General features: G+C 68.6%; 19 protein-coding genes. 8 read left to right on the top strand and 11 right to left on the bottom strand.

Going from position 1 to position 20,842, the window contains the following annotated elements; genetic code table 11:
* Positions 1-4 precede the first annotated feature (4 nt).
* Positions 5-904: a 5'-methylthioadenosine phosphorylase gene (locus VKZ50_15345; GenBank protein HLJ61100.1), complete on the top strand. Its 900-nt coding sequence runs from the start codon at positions 5-7 to the stop codon at positions 902-904.
* A 36-nt stretch (positions 905-940) separates the two neighbouring features.
* Here VKZ50_15345 and VKZ50_15340 read toward each other — a convergent pair whose 3' ends face one another.
* From VKZ50_15340 to VKZ50_15325, 4 genes are all read right to left on the bottom strand, one after another.
* Positions 941-1,378 carry a type II toxin-antitoxin system VapC family toxin gene (locus tag VKZ50_15340; protein ID HLJ61099.1) on the bottom strand — a complete coding sequence of 146 codons (438 nt, stop codon included), beginning with the start codon at positions 1,376-1,378 and terminating at the stop codon, positions 941-943.
* Positions 1,375-1,620, bottom strand: a complete 246-nt coding sequence (locus tag VKZ50_15335; GenBank protein ID HLJ61098.1) for a CopG family transcriptional regulator — start codon at positions 1,618-1,620, stop codon at positions 1,375-1,377. Before VKZ50_15335 ends, VKZ50_15340 begins: the two co-directional genes overlap by 4 nt.
* Before the next feature lie 53 nt (positions 1,621-1,673).
* Entirely contained in the window at positions 1,674-2,369 is a 696-nt protein-coding gene (locus tag VKZ50_15330) for an AIM24 family protein (protein ID HLJ61097.1), read from the bottom strand.
* A 130-nt stretch (positions 2,370-2,499) separates the two neighbouring features.
* A complete protein-coding gene (locus tag VKZ50_15325) occupies positions 2,500-3,519 on the bottom strand; it encodes a copper amine oxidase N-terminal domain-containing protein (protein HLJ61096.1) in 1,020 nt (339 codons plus the stop codon).
* Positions 3,520-3,703: 184 nt separating this feature from the next.
* Here VKZ50_15325 and VKZ50_15320 point away from each other — a divergent pair, with 184 nt between their 5' ends.
* On the top strand, positions 3,704-4,843 hold the full coding sequence (locus VKZ50_15320) for a permease (GenBank protein ID HLJ61095.1): 1,140 nt from the start codon (positions 3,704-3,706) through the stop codon (positions 4,841-4,843).
* Positions 4,844-4,932: 89 nt separating this feature from the next.
* On the opposite strand, the gene VKZ50_15315 is transcribed toward VKZ50_15320, so the two are convergent.
* From VKZ50_15315 to VKZ50_15290, 6 genes are all read right to left on the bottom strand, one after another.
* Entirely contained in the window at positions 4,933-5,751 is an 819-nt protein-coding gene (locus VKZ50_15315; GenBank protein ID HLJ61094.1) for an SDR family NAD(P)-dependent oxidoreductase, read from the bottom strand.
* A gap of 15 nt (positions 5,752-5,766) precedes the next feature.
* A complete protein-coding gene (locus VKZ50_15310) occupies positions 5,767-7,011 on the bottom strand; it encodes an amidohydrolase family protein (protein ID HLJ61093.1) in 1,245 nt (414 codons plus the stop codon).
* 50 nt (positions 7,012-7,061) lie between these two features.
* Positions 7,062-7,937, bottom strand: a complete 876-nt coding sequence (locus VKZ50_15305) for an ABC transporter permease (protein ID HLJ61092.1) — start codon at positions 7,935-7,937, stop codon at positions 7,062-7,064.
* Entirely contained in the window at positions 7,934-8,857 is a 924-nt protein-coding gene (locus VKZ50_15300; protein ID HLJ61091.1) for an ABC transporter permease, read from the bottom strand. The genes VKZ50_15305 and VKZ50_15300 overlap by 4 nt, the downstream gene beginning before the upstream one ends.
* 131 nt (positions 8,858-8,988) lie before the next feature.
* Positions 8,989-10,668: an ABC transporter substrate-binding protein gene (locus tag VKZ50_15295; protein ID HLJ61090.1), complete on the bottom strand. Its 1,680-nt coding sequence runs from the start codon at positions 10,666-10,668 to the stop codon at positions 8,989-8,991.
* Positions 10,669-10,741: 73 nt separating this feature from the next.
* Entirely contained in the window at positions 10,742-11,953 is a 1,212-nt protein-coding gene (locus tag VKZ50_15290; GenBank protein HLJ61089.1) for a M20 family metallopeptidase, read from the bottom strand.
* Between the two features lie 260 nt (positions 11,954-12,213).
* Between VKZ50_15290 and VKZ50_15285 the strand changes: the two genes are divergently transcribed.
* The 6 genes from VKZ50_15285 to VKZ50_15260 all read left to right on the top strand — a co-directional run bounded on the left by VKZ50_15285 (position 12,214) and on the right by VKZ50_15260 (position 19,787).
* Complete coding sequence (locus VKZ50_15285) at positions 12,214-12,975, top strand: GntR family transcriptional regulator (GenBank protein ID HLJ61088.1); 762 nt, start codon at positions 12,214-12,216, stop codon at positions 12,973-12,975.
* 52 nt (positions 12,976-13,027) lie between these two features.
* Positions 13,028-14,149, top strand: a complete 1,122-nt coding sequence (locus VKZ50_15280; GenBank protein ID HLJ61087.1) for a Gfo/Idh/MocA family oxidoreductase — start codon at positions 13,028-13,030, stop codon at positions 14,147-14,149.
* Positions 14,150-14,289: 140 nt separating this feature from the next.
* On the top strand, positions 14,290-15,963 hold the full coding sequence (locus VKZ50_15275) for an ABC transporter substrate-binding protein (GenBank protein ID HLJ61086.1): 1,674 nt from the start codon (positions 14,290-14,292) through the stop codon (positions 15,961-15,963).
* A gap of 58 nt (positions 15,964-16,021) precedes the next feature.
* On the top strand, positions 16,022-16,945 hold the full coding sequence (locus VKZ50_15270) for an ABC transporter permease (GenBank protein HLJ61085.1): 924 nt from the start codon (positions 16,022-16,024) through the stop codon (positions 16,943-16,945).
* Positions 16,946-16,975: 30 nt separating this feature from the next.
* Entirely contained in the window at positions 16,976-17,884 is a 909-nt protein-coding gene (locus tag VKZ50_15265) for an ABC transporter permease (protein HLJ61084.1), read from the top strand.
* Between the two features lie 220 nt (positions 17,885-18,104).
* Positions 18,105-19,787, top strand: a complete 1,683-nt coding sequence (locus tag VKZ50_15260; GenBank protein ID HLJ61083.1) for a DUF885 family protein — start codon at positions 18,105-18,107, stop codon at positions 19,785-19,787.
* A gap of 12 nt (positions 19,788-19,799) precedes the next feature.
* On the opposite strand, the gene cydB is transcribed toward VKZ50_15260, so the two are convergent.
* Positions 19,800-20,816 (bottom strand): cytochrome d ubiquinol oxidase subunit II, encoded by a 1,017-nt coding sequence (gene cydB / locus VKZ50_15255; GenBank protein HLJ61082.1) that lies wholly within the window; start codon positions 20,814-20,816, stop codon positions 19,800-19,802.
* Positions 20,817-20,842: the final 26 nt, after the last annotated feature.

Genomic DNA, 20,842 nt, shown 5'->3' with positions numbered 1-20,842 from the left:
GACGATGGGCGGCGAGAAAATCCCGAAAGCCGCGTTGGCGCTGATCTCGGGCAGCGCCAGCTGGGGGCTCAGGTTTCCGGACGATCTCCGCGAGCCGGGCGTGCGCGTGGTCGAGCGCGGCCTCAGCTTCGATACGCCGTGGGGACGCACCGAGCGGTGGCAGCTCATCGAGTTCGACGGCGGCGTGACCGAAGACGGCCGCACCCGTCTCGCGCTGAACGTGTTCTCGCACGGCTGGCCGCTCGACGCCGTCGACCACTCGGCGCATCGTCGAGTCTTCTGGACTCTGGCGCAGGCGGGCGTGCGCAAGGTGCTGGCCGACAGCACCTGCGGCTCGATCAACCGGGCGCTGCAACCTCGGGACTTCGTGGTCACCAGCGACGTGCTGGACCTGGGCCAAACCACGTACTCGACGCTGCCGGGGCGATTCGCGTACGCGTGCCGCGGGAATCAGCTCGTGTGCCCCAGCCTGGGCCGCACGCTGGAACGCACAGCCCGGCGGCTATGGCCCGCCCCCGACCGCGTGTACGGCATGGCCAACCGGCTGGTGATGGCGCATACATGGGGGCCGCGCTTCGAGACCCCCGCCGAAGCCCGCGCGCTCCAGTCGCTCGGCGCCGACGCAGTCAACCAGAGCATCGCTCCGGAGGCCACCAACGCGCGCGAGATCGGCGCGTGCTTCGTCAGCGCGTCGTACGTGACCAACTACGTCGACGGCGTCATCCCGGAAGAGTGGGGTGCGTTGGACACGATCCACGAGGAGCTGGGCGCGACCGCGGCGCGCATCAGCCTGCGCACGATCGCGCATGCCGAGCTGACCGACGACTGCGGCTGTGGCGGGTATCGGAAGGTCAGACCCGCTGCGTACGGGGTGAACGCCCAAGCCAGCGGACAGGACACCTGACCGGGCTCGAAGCGTTTCGACTTCGACGCACGCTCGTCAGGTCTGCGCCGCGAGTGGATTGAGAACCCGGAGACCCGGAAAGCGCTCGAAGTCTCGGTCGCTCGAGCAGAGCGTCGCCCCGTGTTCGATCGCCAGAGCGGCGAGATGAGCGTCAGTCACCGCGGGGCCTCTCGCGTGCACGCGAGTGAGAAGGTCCTGCAAAATCGTCCAGTGTCGCTCTCCCGGCTCCACAATCGTCACCATCGGCTGCGCCAACCAGTCGGAAACGATTGGGACGGCCTCGCGGATCGTCAGCGGATGTTCGAATGCCCGCGGGTTCGTCGCAATGCGCAGAAACGCAAGGATCGTCGCCCACGCGAGACACACTGGATCCGTATGGGAGAGCACCTCCTCCAGCCAGTCCCGCGCGCGCACATGGTGTTCGAACGCGGGGTTGTACGCGTACAACAAGAGGTTGACGTCGACGAGGATCACTTGTGAAGCGGACCTTCCAATTGCTCCACCAGTTCACTCGTCTTGTCGTAGTCGAGGCCCGGCCGCAGCCCGAGCGAGCGTGCCTTCACGGTGAATCGTTGCGCAGGCCTATTCACGCGGCGCGCCGTCAGACCAAGACGGATAAACTCGTTCACGACCTCCTTGAACGATCGTCCCGATCGTCGCACTTCGTCCTTGAGCCTCGCGGCAACGTCCTCGTCTAATGTGATTGTTGTTCGCACATCATGATGCTAATATAGCAGCATCATGATGTCAACACGCACCCCCGTAGCGTCTAACCGTCTGTCGGCATGTGCAGGTACATGGACTGCAGCGCGACTCGCCCCGGGCCGGTGAAGCGGTTCCAAAAGAGGTTGCCGGCGCTCGCGAACAACCCGGTCGAGACCTTCTGAAAAATGGTCTGCATCTGCACGGTACGGTCCTTGTAGATCCACCCCCCGGGCTCGATGTCGATCTGTTCTCCGGCGCCGAGCGTCAGGGAAAACACGTTGCCGTATCCGTGGAGCCAGAGAATGCCATCGGATTTTGTACACGTGAAGGTGTCGATGAAGAACCCCGTTCCCCCGAAGAGGACGTTCGCGGCCCCTTTGACCCGGTTGAACGTGTAGTCCATGGCGTCCGTGGCCGCGAGGAACTGATGTTCCCGAACGTCCACGGCCTCGCCCGGCTTCATGTGGAGGGCGAAGACGTGCCCGGCGCCGTCCCGGCTGAACGCGATGCGGCCGGCGCCCTGCGTCTGCGTCACGAACACCGGCATGCCGGCGAGGACGCGTTTGACCGCACCCCGAAGAGGCTTGATCGCGATGTTCACGGCCGGGTCCTTCCACAACAGGATGTGATGCTCGAAATAGACCGGCATGCTGCCCAGCTCTACATGCAGCACCGGAACGAGCTCACCTTCGATGTGATACGTCACGCCTCCGAACGTCTCGTCGCGCGCCTGGGTCGGCAGGATCACAGGAACAGGCATGCACACCCCTCCATGAACCGAATCGATCGGGCACCTGTATACTGCTTGCCCGATGGCGCATCGACGTAGACGCGGAGCCGCGTCGCGGGGACGCGGCTCCGTTACGTGAGGCGTCGCGCAGAATGTTCGGCTACCGCCAGTAGCCGGCCACCCGCACCCAACCGACCGTCCGGCGGGTCCAGTATCCAGGCACCCAGTGCGCCGTCCGCCACGGCGTCCGCTGCCAGCGACCCGGCGTCCACACCCACTGCCTCGCGTCCCACCGCCAGTCCCCTTTGATCCAAATGGCATCTGGACCCGGCTGCCGACCGATCACCTCGACGCGAGGGGGCGGCGGAGGGTTTTGCGTGACGGCATATCCCCCCCAGTAGCCTCCGATCCATGTCCATCCCGCGGAGCGATGCTCCCAACGGCTCGAAACCCAGACCGCACCGGGAAACGGCACCGCGTCCCACCAACCGGACGTCCACACCCACCCGCCGGCGTACCGCCAGTGGCCCGCGATCCAAACAAACCCCGGACGGGACGGCGGTGGCGGTTCGCGCCGGGGCGGCGGCGGTGGAGCCACGACCACCTCCACAACCGGTGGAGGGACAACGACCTCAACGATCTGGGGAGGCGGCGCGATCGCAGCCGGTCGGGGCGGAGGCGGCGCCGGGGTAGACGGACCGTAGCGCACCGACGGCGGCAGGGCGGAGGTCTGGCTGATCGTGACCGTCGTCGTTGCCGCGTTCCAATCGACGCGCACCCCCAGTGCCTCGCTGACGAAGCGCAACGGAATCATCGTCCGCCCGTCCACGAGCACCGGCGGCGTGTCCAGTGTCCGCGCCGCTCCGTTGACCGTCGCCTGGGAGGATCCGATCTGAAGCGCCACACTGGTATTCCCGCGTTGTGCCAGCACGGTCTGCGTACCGCCGTCCCAGGCGACGACGGCCCCCATCTGTTCGAACAGTCCCCGCAAAGGCACGAGCACCCGCCCCGCGGCGATCACCGGGGGCACGTCGAGGCTCGCGAGCCGGCCGTCGACGTACACTCTCACGTAGGGTGCCGGGACGATCGCCTGCGCCGCGGCGCTAGTGACCAGGGTCATCACCAGCACGACGGCGAACCATCCGCCGGCACGCGCGCGCCTGCCTGAACTCCATCTCATTGACAACACCTCCACCCCCCCAAGCGCCCGCGTCGGCAAGAGAGGTTCCCCGAGAGCCCGGCGAGCACCATCGCCCGACACGATGGGACCCAGCGGCGTGCACGCACTCAGCGCCGACGAACGCTGGCGCGCGGCCCTCGGTTTCGATGGTACACTGGGGGCCAGGAGCGATGACGTGGAACCCGTGATCCGCGCCTTGGACCTGAGTTTCGCCATGTTCTGGGAGATCCTGTGGCCGCTGATCCTCGGGTTCGCCCTGTCGGCGGCCGTGCAGGCGTTTGTCTCCAAGAGAGACATGGCGAGGCTCCTCGGCGACGACTCCGGGCGGTCGATCGCGCTCGCGAGCCTGTTCGGCTTCGCGTCCTCCTCCTGCTCGTACGCGGCCGTAGCGCTGGCGCGGTCCCTGTTTGTCAAAGGCGCCCACTTTACCGCGGCGATCGTGTTTCAGTTCGCCTCCACGAACCTCGTGATCGAACTCGGAATCATCATGGCGGTGCTGCTGGGTTGGCAGTTCACCGCGGCGGAGTTCCTCGGCGGCCCGTTCATGATCGTCCTGCTGTGGCTGATCTTCCGGCGCACGCTCACGCGCGCCCGCGTCGCCGCGGCACGGGCGCAAGCCGGACGTGGTCGCCGGGGCCGCATGGAAGGCCACGCCGAGATGGACATGGCGGTGGTCGACGCCCGCCCGATCCTGGTCCGGGCCATCTCGGTCGACGGCCTGACCGCGATGAGCCAATACTTCGTCATGGACTGGGCGGCCGTGTGGATGGACGTCGCCGGCGGGCTTCTCATCGCGGGCGCCCTCGGGGCTTGGGTGCCGGCTGAGTTCTGGCGGCGCTTCTTTCTGACGGGCGACCCGCACCTGGCCTTCGTCTGGGGGCCGGTCGTGGGCCCGCTCGTCGCTATCGTGTCGTTCGTGTGCTCCGTGGGCAACGTGCCGTTGGCGGCGATCCTATGGAACGGCGGCATCAGCTTCGGCGGCGTGGCCTCGTTTGTCTTCGCCGATCTCATCATCCTGCCGATCCTGGACATCTACCGGCGGTACTACGGCGGCGCGATGGCGTGGTATCTCCTCGTCACGTCGTACGCGGCGATGGTGGCGGCGGGATGGGTGGTGGAACTGATCTTCGGGGCGATCGGGTGGGTGCCGCGCACGCGCCACGCGCTCGTGCTCGAGGCCCACCTCGCGTGGAACTACACGACTGTCCTCAACCTCGTCTTTCTGGCGCTGGCCGCGGTCTTCGCCTGGCGGTTCCTGCGCACCGGAGGTCTCGAGATGCTGCGCATGATGAACCGGCCGATGCCCCACCACGAGACCGCATAGCCCTCGACCTCCGCGACCGCAGCGCCGAAGTCGAGGCGCCGCGGCGTTCCGAACCGCCGCGGCGCCTCGATCGGTCCCCGACCGCCTGCCTACCGGCTCTCGCTGACCTGCCCGTAGAAGGCGTCGACGCTCGGCCCTTGCACCGCCAGTTTGCCCGCGGAGTACCCGCCGTCCACGCACAGCACCTGGCCCGTGACGAACCGCGCCCGGTCGGACGCGAAGAACAGCACGGCGTCGGCGATCTCATCCGGCGCCGCGAGGCGGCCGAGCGGCACCTGCGCGATGAACGCGCGCTGGTACTCCGGGGTCTGCATCGAGCGCGAGATCCCCGCGATGTTGGTCAGCCCGGGAGACACCACGTTGACCGTGACCCCGTGCCGCCCCATTTCCATCGCCAGCACGTGGGCGAGCTGGATCTCGCCCGCCTTCGACGCCGCGTGGGGGCCGCCCCGGACGCGCGCGTTGTTGCCGGAGGTGGAGCCGATCAGGATGATGCGGCCGCCCTGTTTCTGCGCGATCAACCGGCCGCCGACCGCCCGGCTCAACAGGAACGCGCCCCGCAGCTGCACGTCGATCTGAAGATCCCACTCTTCGTCGGACAGATCGACGATCTCCTTATGCACCCCCACTCCGGCGCCGTGGACGAGGATGTCGACGCGCCCGCACTGCTCCACGACGCGGTCCACCATCGCGTTGACCTGGCCGCTGTCCCGCACATCGGTGTGGATGAAGCGCACGTCGCAGCCGCGTGCCGTGAGATCCCGCACGCCGGCCTCGGCCCGCTCCGCGTCGATGTCCGCGATCACGGCGCGCGCTCCGTCCTGCGCGAGCCGCCGCAAGATGACACTCGAGACCCCCTGCGCCGCCCCCGACACGATGGCGACCTTCCCTGAGAACTCTCCGGTCATGACCACCCTCCCCTGTCAGCCGATTCGGTTTTTGAACACACCGCCGTCGCGCATCACGAGGACGATCCGGTCGACGTCCTGGAGCACCTCGACGTCATCCAGCGGATCGCCGTCCACTGCGAGGAGGTCCGCGCGCATGCCCGGCCGGAGCGTGCCGGTGTCCGGGACGGCGCAGCATCCCGCGGCCACGGAGGTGGCCGCGCAGATCGCCTCCATGGGGCTCATGCCGTATTCCACTAAGAGGCTCAGCTCGCGGGCGTTCCCGCCGTGCCGCAGCCCGCGGGAGTCGGTGCCGGCCGCGATCCGCACCCCCGCGCTGTGCGCGCGGGCGAACGCCCCCTTCTGCAGCGGCGCGATCTCTGCGGCCTTCTGGACGCTGTACGGCGACAGGGCCCCCGGCTCGGCCGCCATCTCCAATCGGACGCGCATGTTCAGCAGGGTGGGCACGAGATACGTGCCCTGCCGCACCATCGTCGCGACGTCCTCCTCGTCGAGCGGTCCGAGATGCTCCACGGAGTGCACGCCGGCGCGCAGCGCGTTCTTGAGGCCCTCACCGCCGTACGCGTGCGCAGCGACGGGCCGGCCGAACGCGCGCGCCTCCTCGACCACCGCGCGGACCTCCTCGAAGGTGAACTCGCGCGTCAGGACGCCGCTGATCCGCGAGCTCACACCGCCGGTCGTCGCGATCTTGATGAAGTCCGCGCCGGCACGAATCAGCCGTCGCGTCAGCAGCCGGAGGGGCTCCACGCCGTCGCCGACCCCGTCCGGCGTCCCCGGCAGCCGCAGGAGTTCGGTGTGAAACCCGACCGCGTTCGTGTAGTCGGAGAGGCCCGCCGTCTGCGTGATGATCGCAAGACAGATGAGCGCACGCGGCCCGGGCAGCACGCCTTCCTCGACCGCCATCTTGAGCCCCAGGTCGAGGCCGCCGGGGTCCCGGACCGTGGTGAACCCGGCCTGCAGCATCCCACGCATCGTCTCCGCGACGCGGAGCACGTGCAGCGACGGCGGGGTCCCGCTGCGATCCGCGAGACTGCGCGGCGGTGTCGCCAGGTGATCGTGGCAGTCGAACAGTCCCGGCATCACGGTGAGCCCGCCGGCGTCCACCACCCGCGTCCCCGGCGGGCGCCTGACCTGACTCCACGGCCCGACATCGGTGATTCGGGCCCCGGCGACGGTGACGGCCTGGTCGCGCAGGGCCGCGCCGGCGCCGTCCAGGAACGTGCCGCACCGGATCACCACGGGAACAGCGCTTGCGCCCATCTCTCAGCCTCCGATCCTATCGATCTTCGCGCCACACGTGGGCGCGGATCCTACAACTTCAGCCGCGGGTCGAGCGCGTCCCGCAGACCGTCCCCGAACAGGTTGATCGCCATGACGATGACCACGATCGCGAGCCCGGGGAACGTAGACAGCCACCAGGCCGTGCTCATGAACGACCGCCCCTCGCTCAGCATCGCCCCCCAGTCCGGCGTGGGCGGCCGGATCCCCAGGCCGAGGAAGCTGAGCGCGGCGCCCGCGATGATCGCGCCGGGGATGCCGAGCGTCACGAGCACGATGATCGGCGCCGACACGTTCGGCAGGACGTGCCGGAAGATGATGCGCAGGTCGCCGCAGCCGGTGACCCGGGCCGCCTCCACGTACTGGAACTCGCGCACCGCAAGCGTGGACCCGCGCACGACGCGGATGAACACAGGCATGCCCGAGACGCCGACCGCCACCATCGCGCTGCTCAGGTTGGGGCCGAGCACCGCGATGATGACGAGCGCGAGCAGGATGCCGGGAAACGCCAGCATGACGTCCACGATGCGCATGATGACCAGATCGACGGCGCCGAGGTAGTATCCCGACAGCAGCCCGAGCACGGAGCCGCCCGCGACCGAGATCGTCACCGCGGCGAACCCCATCGCCACCGAGACGCGCGCGCCGTAGACGATCCGGCTGAGGATGTCCCGGCCGAACTGGTCGGTCCCGAGCCAGTGATGCGGACCCGGCGGGTCGAGCGACTCGGAGACGTTGAGCCGGATCGGATTGTCGGGGGCGAGGCGCGGGGCGGCGATCGCGGCGCCCACGATCAGCAGAAACACGATGCCGCCGGCCGTCGCCCCCTTGTTCTGAAACAGACGGCCGAGCGCATCGCTCCACAGGCCGCGCGGGGCGCGCACCGGTGCGGGGCTGAGCGCGCTCATTCGAACCGGATCCTCGGATCGATAAACGCGTACGACAGATCCACGAGCAGGTTCATCGTGACGTAGATCAACGCGAGCACCAGGATGACGCCCTGCACCGTCGGGAGGTCCTTGTTCTGGATCGAGTCGACGACGAGCTTACCGAGACCGGGCCGCGCGAAGATCGTCTCGGTGAGGACGGCGCCGCTCAACAGCCCGCCGAACTGCAGCCCCATCGCCGTGATTACCGGGATGACGGCGTTCGGAAGGGCGTGGCGGAACACCACCACGGCACCGCGCAGCCCTTTCGCGCGCGCGGTCGTCAGGTACTCCAGCCGCAGCACCTCGAGCATGCTCGACCGCATCAGCCGGGCGAGCGTCGCCGCGGAGAGGAGCGCGAGCGACACGGCGGGGAGGACTAACCCTTTCAGCCCCGGCTCGCTCGTCGCGGGGAGCCACCCCAACCGCAGCGAGAACAGCATGATCAGAAGGAGGGCCAGCCAGAACACCGGCACGGACACGCCAAACAGCGCCACCATCATGGAGAGGGTGTCGACGGCGCTGCTCCGCCGCAGCGCGGAGAGCAGCCCGAGCCCGAAGCCGAGGACCACGGCGATCGCCATCGCCGCGATCGCCAGCTCGACCGTGTTGGGGAACCGGGTCAGGATCTCGACGGTCACGGGGCGGCTCGTCTGGAGCGAGCGCCCAAGGTCGCCGTGCAGCGCGCGCCACACGAAGTCGCCGTACTGCACGTAGATCGGGCGGTCGAGCCCCATCACGTGGCGGATCTGCGCGAGCCGTTCCGGCGTCGCCGTCTGCTCGCCGATGTAGATCGATGCCGGGTCTCCGGGAATGAGAAACAGCATCAAGAAGACAACCATCGACGTCAGCACGACCGTCGGCACGGCGAGCACGATCCGGCGCTGGACGTACTTCAGCATGCGCGGCGGCGCGTCACGCGTCCACGGACGGCCCGCTGCCGCCTGTCCGTCGCGCGGGTGCGGAGCGAGGGCCCGGCCGGCCGGCCGGGCCCTCGGCGGCGCCTCACGAACCGTTCAACGCGGGCGGCGCCTCACTTCCGTAGCGACGCGCCGTGGAACAGGACGTTGGTCGCCGACCAGTCGAGCACAATGCCGTCGACCTTGCCCTTTTGGTACGCAAACAAATCGAGCGGATCGGCGTACCCGATCATGATCGACTCGCGCAGCGTCTTCATCTGGATCTGGGAATAGAGCTGCTTCCGCTTGGCCGGATCGGTGGTCGCCGCCGCGTCGTCGATCAGCTTGTCCATCTCCGCGTTCTTGTAGCGGTTGCGGTTCGTCCCGCCGTCCGCGTTCTTCGAGTACAACAGGATGCGCACGACGTCCGGGTCCGTGTCGGGCTCCCACCAGAACTGCAGGTGGTGCTGACCGGCGCGCACGGCCGAGAAGTACCCGCCCTGGGACAGGCCGTGCAGGTCGATCTTGATCCCGATCTGCGCGTACATGCTCTGCAGGAACGTCGCCATCGCCGTGAAGTCGGAGTTGTCGGCGCGGTAGTAGAGCCCGAGCGTGAGGTCCTGCCCGCCCTTCTGACGCACGCCGCCCGATCCCATCTTCCACCCCGCCTCATCCAACACGGCGCCGGCCTTCTTGGGATCGTAGGGGTAGACGTTGCGCGTCGCGGGATCGTAGCCGAACGTCGCCGCGGTCAGGACGCTGCTGGCCGGCTTGAACACACCCTGCCAACATGCTTTGATCATCGCGTTCTTGTCCACGCCCCACTGCAGCGCCTGCCGGACGCGCACGTCGTCCGTCGGGGGGTTGGTCACGTTGATCATCATCGTCCAGCCCGACCCGGTCATCAGGCCCTGGAGCAGCTGGACCGTCGTGTCGCGCTGGAGATTCTGGTACTCCTGCGTCGGCACGTCCTGGATCACCTGCACCTCGCCGGACTTGAGCGCGGCCAGCCGCGTCGAGGACTCCGGGATGATCCGGTACGTGATCGCGTCGAGCGCCGCGGGGCCCCGAGTCTTGAAGATCGACGGCGCCCACCGGTAGTCGGGGTTCCGGACCATCCGCACGGCGCTGTCGGTCGTGTAGGAGTCGAACTTGAACGGCCCCGTCCCGACCGGATGCGCGCCGAAGTCCTTACCGTACTTCTTGACCGCATCGGGCGATACCGGCGCGAGGAGCGACTGCGCCGCCGAGCTCAAGAACGGCGCGTACGGATCTTTGAACTTGACCACGACCGTGTAGGGATCCACGACCACGCTGCTGTCGTACGGGCCGATCGCCGAGAACGCGGACTGCGATTTCAAGTTCGGGTCCACGATGCGATCGAACGTGAACTTCACCGCGTCGGCGTTGAACGCGGTGCCGTCGTGGAACTTGACGTCGCGCCGGAGGTGGAACGTGTACTGGGTGGCGTTCGCGTTGACCTCCCACCGTTCGGCCAGCCCCGGCACGAACACGCCGGCCTTCGACTCCCACACCAGCGGATCGAAGATATGATAGGCCATGCGCGCGACGTCGGAGAACGTCGTGACGTTCGGATCGAGCGTGTCGAATTTGTTGGTCAGACCGTAGAACAGCTCGCCCCCCTGGGACGCGCCTGCCGCGAACGTCCGCCCGGTCTCGCCGAAGACCCCGCCCAGCGACGCCGCGACCCCGGCGGCCGCCGCGGTCCGCACGAACGCGCGCCGCGACAATCGGGCGGCCCCGCTCCGAAGGCGCTCCTCCCTCTTCGACGATCGTGTGACTCGGATGCTCATGCTGCCTCCTCCTCTCACCACCGTTGAATGGCCCCTCGAATCGACGGCCGCGGGCGCGAGCGCCACCCGGTCGTCAACCTTCCTCAGGACGAACGGGAATCTGGCCGAGATCGTTCTCCGCGAACTCCCGCCGCGCCCGCTCGGCCGCGTCCGGGCGCCCCAGGACGTCGATCGCCGTCATCGCCTCGATCTTTGCGGCGGCGAGCGCGGCCTCGAACGCCTCGGGCCTGCAGCTCGCGGCGACCGCCTCCGGCGTGTGCGCCGTGACGCCGGCCGGCCACGTCGCGGTGCTGAAGTGGGTCGCCGGCACCAGATGCGAGACGTTGCCGAAATCCGACATGCCGCCCATCGTCACCCGGTGGCTCAGGTCGATCCCGAGGTGCCGGGCGTTGTCGACGGCGAGTCCGGTCACGGTCTCGTTCAGCTTCATCCCGCGCTCCAGGATGCCGTACTCGATCGCCAGCCCGGTGCGCGTGGCCAGCGCCGCGCCCCGGGCGCAGTCGACGACCATCTCCCGCAGCGCGACGAAATCGCTTTGCCCCTCGAAGACGCGGACGACGAAACGCGCGACCGCGGTCACGGGGAACGCGCGCCGGCCGCCGCCGTCCGGAATGCTGCCGGTGACGCTGACGTCGGGGCGGAAATGCTGGCGGAGCAGGTTGACGTTGTTGAACAGTGCGAGCACGCCGTTCAGCGCGTCGATCGCGAGGTCGGGATGGGACGCCGCGTGCGCGTGCTTCCCGGTGAAGGTGAAGGTCAGGCCCTGGCCGGTGCGCATGCGCTCGAGCACGTTTGCCTCGGCGCTCGGGTGGAAGATCAGCGCGAAGTCGAGCCCGTCGAACACGCCGGCTCGAAGGAGCAGGGTTTTGCCCGACGGCCCCTCCTCGGCCGGCGTGCCGTGCACGCGGACGGTACCCGGGAGGTCGTCGATCACGTCCGCGAGCCCGATCCCCGCGCCGACGCCCGAGATCGCGAGCAGGTTGTGGCCGCAGCCGTGGCCGAGTTCGGGCAGGGCGTCGTACTCGCTGAACACTCCGACCGTCGGACCCTGCCTCGATCCAGACCGCGTCGCGGTAAATGCCGTCGGCAACCCGCCGACCCCGGACTCGACCGCGTACTCCTCCCGCTCCAGCAGCTCGGCGAGCCAGCGGGAGGCCTGGTGTTCCTCGAAGGCGACCTCCGGGGTGGCCCAAATACGGCGAGAGATCTCGACGAGGGCTGGAGCCGCCTCATCGATACGGCGGCATGCCCTCCGCTTGAGGTCCGCGATCGATTCCGGACTCACGGGAGACCTCTCACCCGCACCTCTCATCTGGCAAGCGTGGACGAGGTCGTGACGACGGTCGTCTATTGACAGTGACCGCCTGCATGATAGCATGGAAAATGTCGACAGTCCACAGTCGAGCGTAACATGACCAACCTCTTCGTTGCCAGCGCGGTCGCGGGGTCCGGGCGTGAGAAACGGATCGCGACGGCGAGCACGGCCGCAGCCGACCAAGAAGTTGGCGCGCGGCGCCCCAGATGCCGTGATGCCGGGGTGACTTGATGACCGCGCACACGTTGAAGCTCCGCCGGCCAACGCGACTTCGCGTCGTGGACGACGCGTGCAAGAGCCTCGAGGACGCGATCCTCTCCGGGCAGGTGCAGCCGGGAGAACGGCTCGTCGAAGCGGCGATCGCCGCCCATCTCGGCGTGAGCCGGACGACCGTCCGTGAAGCGCTGCTGATGCTCCAGCAACGCGGCCTCGTCGTGAACGAACCGCGGCGCGGCACCTTCGTCGCGCGCCTGGCCCCCGCAGACGCGCTCGACTTGAAGATGACGCGCGCGCTGCTGGAGGCGTTTGCCGCGCGCCTGGCCTGGCGGTCCATCGACGACACCATGATCGAAACGATGGAAACCCTGCTCGCCGAGATGACAGCGTGCCGTCTGCCGGACGGCTTCCCGCGGATCATCCAAATCGACCTCGCGCTGCACCGGCTGCTCGTCGAACGCGCGGGATCGCCCCGCCTGCTCGACCTGTGGGCCAGCCTCAACGGTCAGATCGGCGCCCTCATGCTGGTGGCGGTAGAACGCAGCCACGCCACGGTCGAGGACGTCGTGACGTTTCACCGCCGCCTCATCGATGCGATGCGCGCGCGCGATCCGCTCGTGCTGCAGGCGACAATCATCGACCACTATGTCCGAGGCGGTCTCGACACGGACGCGCTGACCTCCGCGATCGAGCGGGTGCTCGGTACGCTCGCCGAATCCGAAGCGCCCTCGGGCGCGTCGACGCGCGGTCCCGAGCCGCGGGTCCAGGACCGGTAGATACTCCGGCCCCGCACGGCGGGGCTGAGCAGATCTGGAAGGGAGGCCCGCCATGAACGACTCCGTTCTTCGCATCGGGGTACTCGGCGCCGGCAATTGGGCGAAGTCCGCCCACGTCCCGGGGTGGCAGCGCGACCCCCGCGCCAAGGTCGTCGTGATCTGCGATCCCGAGGGCACGCGCGCCGAGGAGTTCGCGGCGCGGTTCGGGATCCCCGAAGCCAGCACCGACTGGCGGGCTGTGGTCGGACGTCCGGACCTCGACGTCATCGACATCGCGACACCGTCCCACACCCATTTCGAGTTGTCGTCCACGGCGATCGGCGCCGGCAAGCACGTCCTGTGCGAGAAGCCCGTCGCGTACGATTTCCGGCAGACCCAGGATGCGGCGGCCCTGGCGAAGCGCAAAGGCCTCAAGACGAAGCTCGGATTCACGTTCCGATACAGCCCCGGCGTCCAGTACGCGAAGTCCCTGATGGAGGAAGGGTTCGTCGGCACGCCGTTCATCTTCAACGGATACGAACAGAACTCCCAATGGCTCGATCCCGCAGTCCCGCTCCGCCAGGTCGACCACACGGCGGACCAGGCGACGCTGCAGACGTCGTCGCTCGAAGGGTACGGCGCGCCGGTCATCGACATCGGCCACTGGTGGGTGGGCGCCGACTACACCCGCGTCGTCGGCACGATGCGCAACTTCATCCCCGAACGCATGGTGCGCGCCACCGGCCGGAAGATGCGCATGAACATCGACGACGGCGACATCTTCATCGGCGAGTACGCGAACGGCGCGCTCGGCTCGATTCAGACCAGCTTCGTAACCATCGGCAACTACCCCGGGATCGAAGCGCGTCTGTACGGCGAGCGCGGTGCGATCATCTGTCGCCTCGTTGAGGAGTCTGGCGTTGCCGAGACGATCAAGGTCGGCACGCCGGACGCCGTTGAGTTCAAGCAGCTCGAGATCCCGGAGCGGTTCTACCCGCAGGGCGGACATCCGCGCGAGTCGTGGCGGTCGCTGTTCTACGCAAACCTCATCAAGGATTTCATCGACGAGATCCGGGACGGCGGCCCGCGCAACCAGGGCAACTTCGAGGACGGCGCATGGGTGCAGCAGGTGATCAACGCCGTCGAACGGTCGTTCCAAGAGAGCCGCTGGGTGTCGCTTCCCCTGCAGCGCTAAACGCGCGGCCTCGCGCGTCGTGGGGCGTTAGAGGAAAACCGTCGGAAGACCACGTACAGGGGGCGCAATAACGGCGCGCGAGTCGTGCGCCGTGGCCGCTCGCGCAGGACGGCTGTGCAGGTCAACTCCAGGAGGGAGCCATGGGACGCCACGCAGACGTCACTCCCGCCACCCCCGCCACCACAAGACAGCATGTCCGGGCAGCACGCCTCGGGCGACGTCAGTTCCTCACGCTCGCCGGCGCCTCGCTCGGCGCGATGGCGGCCGGCCTTGCAGGCGACCGGACCCCGGCCGCCGCCGCGCCGACCCGCGGCGGCACGCTCGTCTACGGGCTCGGCTTCGACCTCGACAACACGATGGACCCGGCGGTCACGAACTTCGATTCGACGATCCGGGTCACCCAGAACATCTGTGAGCCGCTGGTGTGGGAGCCGACGCCGGGGCGGTTCGTGCCCGCGCTCGCGGAATCGTGGTCCATCTCTCCCGACGTGAAGACGTACACCTTCAAACTCAAGCGGGGGGTCCGGTTCACCGACGGCACGCCCTTCAACGCTGCGGCCGTCAAGTTCTCGCTCGACCGGATCATGGACCCGGCAACGAAGGCCGGACAGTCGCACGATCAGATCGGGCCGTACGATCACACCGAGATCGTGGACGACTACACGGTCCGGGTCGTCATGAAGGAAGGGTACGCGCCCCTGCTGACCAACCTCAACGGGTACCTCGGCATCGTCTCGCCGACGGCCGTGAAGCAGATGGGGGCCGAATTCGCGCGCCACCCCGTCGGCACCGGCCCGTTCGTGTTCAAGGAGTGGGTCACCAACGACCATATCACGCTCGTGCGGAACCCCGACTACAACTGGGGGTCGTCGTTCTTCAAGAACCGCGGGCCGGCGTATCTCGACCAGGTCGTGTTCAAGATCATCCCGGACGCGTCGGTGCGCACCGGCACGCTCAAGAGCGGCGAGACCCAGTACATCGACGACATCGATCCGCTGCAGTACGCGGACCTGCGGCGCAGCCAGCGGTTCTCGGTGGTGCGAAAGGGCCAGCCCGGGTCGGGGCGAACCCTGCTCCTGAACGTGACGAGCAAGGGCCCGGTCGCCGACATCGCCGTCCGGCGCGCGATGGAGTATGGCGTCGACCGGGACGGCCTCAATCAATCCGTGTTTCACGGGCTCATGGAAGTGGCGTGGAGCCCGCTCATGAAAGTCACGTTCGGGTACGATCCCGCGGCGGCAAAGATCTATACGTTCGATCCGGCGAAGGCCAAAGCGATGTTCGAGGAAGCCGGCTGGAAGGTCGGCGCCGACGGGATCCGCGAGAAGGCCGGGCAAAAGCTCACGTTGGACTTCCCCATCATCGGGCGGCCACGGGACAAGGCAATGGCCGAGTCCATTCAGGCCAGCCTGCACGACGTCGGGATGAACGTGATCGTGACGCCGCTGGAGATCGGGGCGTTCCGGGCGCGCGTCGCCCAGAACCAGTACGACGCCAACTTCATGTGGCTCTCGTATGGCGATCCCGACGCCCTGCGGGCGATCTTCCACACGCAGCAGGGACCGGGGTTCAACCGCGGGCACTATAGCGTCCCGGAGGTCGACCGGTGGCTCGAGCAGGCGGCCGCGATCAACGATAAGGCGACCCGCGCGCGGCTCTACGCGCAGATCCAGCAGCGCGTGCTCAGGGATGCGGAGTGCATCCCGCTGGTGGACACGATCACGTACAACGCGAAGCGCGCGGAGGTTCAGGACGAGTACCTCGACGCGCTGGCCTCGTATGTCTATCTGAACGACGTGTACCTCAGGAAATAGGCGCGCCCTCCGCGCGTGCACGCCGATGGGGTGACGCGGACCCGCTCCGCGTGAGCTCATGAGCCGCTACATCGCGCAGCGCCTGGTGCACCTGGTTCCGATCCTGATCGGCATCTCGATCATCACGTTCCTGATGCTGCACCTCCTGCCGGGCGACCCGGTGCTGATCTTCGCCGGCGACAAGCCGATTACGGCGGAACATGCCGCGGAGCTCCGCCACCAACTCGGGCTGGACCGGCCGATCTGGGTCCAGTACGCGAGTTACGTGACTCGGCTGGCCCACGGGGACCTCGGGGTGGGCCTGCACAGCGACCGTCCGGTCCTGGACAGCATTCTCGAGGCCGCTCCGGCCACAGCCGCGCTCACTCTCACGGCGCTCGGGGTGGCGGTGGTCCTGGGGCTGGGTCTCGGCATCATCGCCGCGCTCAGCCACGGCACGTGGCTTGACACCGCGACCATGGCGCTCGCGATCCTCGGCGTCTCCATGCCGGTGTTCTATCTCAGCCTGCTGATGATCATCTTCCTCTCGTTCGATCTGGGGTGGTTCCCGGCAACGGGACAGGGTGGTCTTGCGCATCTGGTCATGCCGGCGACCGCGCTCGGCCTCGTGTCGTCCGCGGTGCTCGCGCGGCTCGTCCGATCGAGCATGCTCGGCGTGCTCCGTCAGGACTACGTCCTCACCGCGACGTCGAAGGGTCTCACCCGCCGCGTCGTGGTGCTGCGCCACGCCCTTAAGAACGCGCTGATCCCCGTCGTCACGGTCCTGGGCCTTCAACTTGGGTCGCTCCTCGGCGGCGCGGTGGTGACCGAAACGATCTTCTCCCGCGCCGGCCTCGGACGACTTGCCGTGGACGCCATCCTCAACCGCGACTACTCCCTGGTGCAGGGCACGGTGTTGTTCTCGGCCCTCGCGTACGTCCTTGCGAATCTGGTCGTCGATGTGACGTACGCGGCCATCGACCCGCGGATCCGGTACGAATGAGCGGGCGATGCGGCATGCGGGGCATTGCCGATGAGTAGCGACAAGACCACCGTCGCCCCCGAACGCCTGGCGGCCCAACGCGCGGGGGATGCGGCGGCGCACCACAGGCCCGCGGTGCTCGTCAGACGTGCGGGCCGCAGCCGGAGTGCGCTCGTGGGCGGGCTGTGCCTGCTCACGATCGGCCTCGCCGTCCTGCTGGCCCCGTTGATCAGCCCGTACAGCCCCGTCACCACGAACCAGCGCGCCCCCCTCGCGGCGCCGACCGCGGCCCATCTCATGGGGACCGACCGATTCGGCCGAGACATCTTCTCGCGCGTGCTGTGGGGCGGGCGGCTCTCGTTGCTCGTCGGCGTCGTTTCGGTCGCGATCGCGGCCACGGCGGGCGTCACCCTCGGGCTGCTGGCCGGGTACCACGGACGGGTCACGGACACCGCCATCATGCGGTTCGTGGACGTCTTGCTGTCCTTCCCCAGCATTCTCCTCGCGCTGGCGATCATCGCGACGCTCGGCAGCAGCCTCACCAACCTCATGATCGCGGTCGGCATCTCCGCGATTCCCAACTACGTGCGCGTCACGCGCGGCATGGTCCTGAGCCTCAAGGAACGCGAGTTCGTCCTGGCCGCCAGAGTCGCGGGGTGTCCCACGTACCGGATTGTCACGCGCCACGTCCTCCCCAACGTCGTCTCGCCGTTGATCGTCCTGACCACGCTGGGGACCGCCGGCGCGATCATCACGGGATCGACGCTCAGCTTCCTGGGGCTCGGCATTCAACCGCCGACGCCCGAATGGGGCAACATGCTCGCCGACGGCCGGGAGTTCCTGGCGAACGCGTGGTGGGTCGCGTTCTTTCCCGGCCTCGCGATCATGCTGAGCGTGTTCGCGATCAACCTCCTCGGCGACGGCCTCCACGACGTGCTCGATCCGCACATTCGTCTCTAGCCGTGGGGCGGCCGCGTGAAGGAACCCACGCACGTTGCGAACGCGCGAAGACGCTCGGGCCTGCGGCGGGTGGGCGAGCGATGCGCTCGCCAAGAGTGAAAGGGGTGCGGTGATGGCGTGGACAGGGGCACGGATCCGGGTCGGGAGCCGCCTTCGGCGGGCGGGCGCGGTGCGCCCCGTGCAGGGACGTCGGCCGCTGCCGCGGGAGGGCGACTGACCCGTGGCGGCGTTCACCGGCTGGCTCGACGACTTCTTCGCCGTCTATTACCGGCACCGTCCGGTCAACGCGACCTTCGCCGGCGTGCACGACCACGACGACCGGCTGCCCGACTACTCCTCGCGCGGCGTGGACGAGGCCGTCGCGGCCATGGATGCGCTGCTCGCGTGGCTGCGGAACCTGCCGCGGGAGCCGCTCAGCGAGAGTGAGGAGACCGACCGCCGGCTCGCCGAGGGCTTTCTCGCGATCCAGCGGTGGGAGTTCGAATCATCCCACTTCCATCGCGGGAACCCCTGCGTGTACACGGGGGAAGCGATCTTCGGCGTCATCGGGCTGTTCCTGCGGCCGTTCGCCCCGCTCGCCGAGCGCGCGGAACACGCCGCAGCCAGGCTGTCCGCGGTTCCGGCGCTGCTCGACCAGGGACGGCGACACCTGCGGGAGGCGCCGGCGGCCTGGATCGACCGCGCGGTGCGCGAGTGCACCGGCGCCCATCGCCTGCTCGGCGAGGGGATCGACCTGCTCCTGCGCGACGCGGGCCTGGCGCACCCGGGGCTTCGCGCGGCCGCAGCCCGCGCCTCGGCGGCGTTCGCCGAGTTCGGGCACTATCTGGAGACCGATCTCCGGGCGCGCGCGACCGAGGGCTACGCGTGCGGGGGCGACGCACTCGATCTTCTCCTCCGCCACGGGCATTGCCTCGATGAGAACGCGGACCAGATCGCGGCCTACGCGGAGGAACAGATCGCCTCCTGCGAGAGCGCGCTTGCCGCCGGCGCGGGCACGTTCGGCGCGCGGACGCCGCAGGAGGCGCTCGGGCAGCTCCTGGATCGCCATCCGTCCGCCGAGGAGTACTACGCGCGCTACGCGGACGTCTGGCGGCGGGCCCGCGAGGCGGCGCTGGCGCACGATCTCGTCACTTGGCCGGACCACCCGCTGCGCTACGTGCCTCAACCCGTCTGGGCGCGGGGGGCGGCCCCCTTCCTCTATTTCCTGTCCTACCGGTCCCCCGCGCCGTTCGACCGCGCGCCGGTCGTCGATTACCTCGTCTCGCCGATCGAGCCCGAAATGCCGCCCGCCGAACAAACCCGGCGGCTGCGCGCGGCCAACGACAGCGTCATCAAGCTCAACCACGTGATCCACCACGGCGGGCTCGGCCACCACGTGCAGAACTGGAACGCGTATCGCGCCCCGTCCCGGATCGGCCAGGTCGCCGCGGTGGACTGCGCCTCGCGGATCGCGATGTTCTGCGGCGGCACGATGGCCGAGGGATGGGCGTGCTACGCGACGGACCTGATGGACGAGATCGGTTTCCTCGAGCCTCTCGAGCGATACGCTCAGCGCCACGCGCGCCTCAGGCAGGCCGCCCGCGCGCTCGTCGACGTTCGCCTCCACCAGGGGGCCTTTTCCTTGGACGACGCGGTGGCGTGCTACCGCGATCGTGTCGGCATGACCGCCGAGGGGGCGCGCGCCGAGGCGGTCAAGAACAGCATGTTCCCGGGCGCCGCGCTCATGTACCTGGTCGGCACCGACGCGATCCACGCGCTCCGGCGCGCACTATCGTCCCGGCCGGGGTTCACGCTGCGGGGGTTCCACGATCGGTTCCTGTCGTACGGTTCCATCCCCGTCGCGCTGATCCGCGAACGCATGCTTCGCGCAGAGGACACGCGGCGCGGCGATGGGACCGGGTGATCCGACGCGCCGTCAGTAGTGCGCGCCGCCGTCGAGCCGAACCTTTCCCGCGAACGCCCGGTACGCGACGATCTGGTACGCCAGGATGAGCACCACGCCGGGGATCAGCCAGAACGCCGCGGCGATCAGCCCGGCCGGTGACGCGGCGGCGTTCGCCACCGTGAGGCTGCGCTCGGGGAACGGGCGCGAACGCAGGAGGTACGGATAGGCGCCGACCGCGGTCGCGACGAGAAGCGCCGCGATCAATCCGCTGGACGCGAGGAACGCGGCGCCGTGCCGCCGCCGGTCGTGGGCCCGCCACATCGCCACGACACACCACCCCGCGGCCAGCGGCACGAGAAGCCAGACGGGGTAGGCCCAGTAGTTCCCGAGCAGCCCCGGCCGCAGCACGAACGTCGCGACCGTCAGCACGACGACCAGCATCGCCACGATGCTCCAGAGGCGCCCCGCCGCGAGGTGCGCGCGCTCGTGCAGCGCCCCGTCGGTCTTCACGCACAGGTAGTACGCCCCGTGCAGCATGAGGAGCGCCAGGCTGAACACGCCCATGACGAGCGCGTACGGGTTCAGCAGCGACGCGAACAGCCCCTGGAACCACCCGTGCTCGTCGATGGGCACACCGGTCACGATGTTGCCGATGGCGACCCCGTACAGGACCGCGAGCAGCAGGCTGCTCACCGAAAACACGACGTCCCAGGCGCCCTGCCACAGGGGATCCGCGATGTGGTGGCGGAACTCGAGCGCGATCCCGCGCCCCATCAGCAGCCACAGGACGATCATCAGCGGCAGGTAGAAGCCGCTGAATCCCACGGCGAACGCCCGCGGGAACGCGAGCAGCGCGCCCACGCCGACGCCCAGCAGCCAGACCTCGTTGGCGTCCCAGACGGGGCCGATCGCGTTGAGCACGGTCCGCCGCTCCGCGTCGTTGCGGGCGACGGTGAGGTGCAGTGCGCCGACCCCGATGTCAAACCCGTCGAGCACGGCGTATCCCACGAGGAGCACGGCGAGAACTATGAACCAGAACGTGCCCATCGCCACCCGCCCCTTTCCGGCCGGCG

Source organism: bacterium, from assembly GCA_035295165.1.
In the GTDB taxonomy this organism is placed as follows: Bacteria; Sysuimicrobiota; Sysuimicrobiia; order Sysuimicrobiales; family Segetimicrobiaceae; genus JAJPIA01.
Note: the sequence above shows the minus strand (reverse complement) of the source record. Positions and strands in the feature narration are given on the sequence as shown.

What these genes read in the sequence shown, in the direction of transcription:
- VKZ50_15345 (HLJ61100.1), top strand. Translation starts at nt 5, where the DNA reads ATGGGCGGCGAGAAAATCCCGAAAGCCGCGTTGGCGCTGATCTCGGGC.
- VKZ50_15330 (HLJ61097.1), bottom strand. Translation starts at nt 2,369, where the DNA reads ATGCCTGTTCCTGTGATCCTGCCGACCCAGGCGCGCGACGAGACGTTC.
- VKZ50_15325 (HLJ61096.1), bottom strand. Translation starts at nt 3,519, where the DNA reads ATGAGATGGAGTTCAGGCAGGCGCGCGCGTGCCGGCGGATGGTTCGCC.
- VKZ50_15315 (HLJ61094.1), bottom strand. Translation starts at nt 5,751, where the DNA reads ATGACCGGAGAGTTCTCAGGGAAGGTCGCCATCGTGTCGGGGGCGGCG.
- VKZ50_15310 (HLJ61093.1), bottom strand. Translation starts at nt 7,011, where the DNA reads ATGGGCGCAAGCGCTGTTCCCGTGGTGATCCGGTGCGGCACGTTCCTG.
- VKZ50_15305 (HLJ61092.1), bottom strand. Translation starts at nt 7,937, where the DNA reads ATGAGCGCGCTCAGCCCCGCACCGGTGCGCGCCCCGCGCGGCCTGTGG.
- VKZ50_15300 (HLJ61091.1), bottom strand. Translation starts at nt 8,857, where the DNA reads ATGCTGAAGTACGTCCAGCGCCGGATCGTGCTCGCCGTGCCGACGGTC.
- VKZ50_15295 (HLJ61090.1), bottom strand. Translation starts at nt 10,668, where the DNA reads ATGAGCATCCGAGTCACACGATCGTCGAAGAGGGAGGAGCGCCTTCGG.
- VKZ50_15285 (HLJ61088.1), top strand. Translation starts at nt 12,214, where the DNA reads ATGACCGCGCACACGTTGAAGCTCCGCCGGCCAACGCGACTTCGCGTC.
- VKZ50_15280 (HLJ61087.1), top strand. Translation starts at nt 13,028, where the DNA reads ATGAACGACTCCGTTCTTCGCATCGGGGTACTCGGCGCCGGCAATTGG.
- VKZ50_15275 (HLJ61086.1), top strand. Translation starts at nt 14,290, where the DNA reads ATGGGACGCCACGCAGACGTCACTCCCGCCACCCCCGCCACCACAAGA.
- VKZ50_15270 (HLJ61085.1), top strand. Translation starts at nt 16,022, where the DNA reads ATGAGCCGCTACATCGCGCAGCGCCTGGTGCACCTGGTTCCGATCCTG.
- VKZ50_15265 (HLJ61084.1), top strand. Translation starts at nt 16,976, where the DNA reads ATGAGTAGCGACAAGACCACCGTCGCCCCCGAACGCCTGGCGGCCCAA.
- cydB (HLJ61082.1), bottom strand. Translation starts at nt 20,816, where the DNA reads ATGGGCACGTTCTGGTTCATAGTTCTCGCCGTGCTCCTCGTGGGATAC.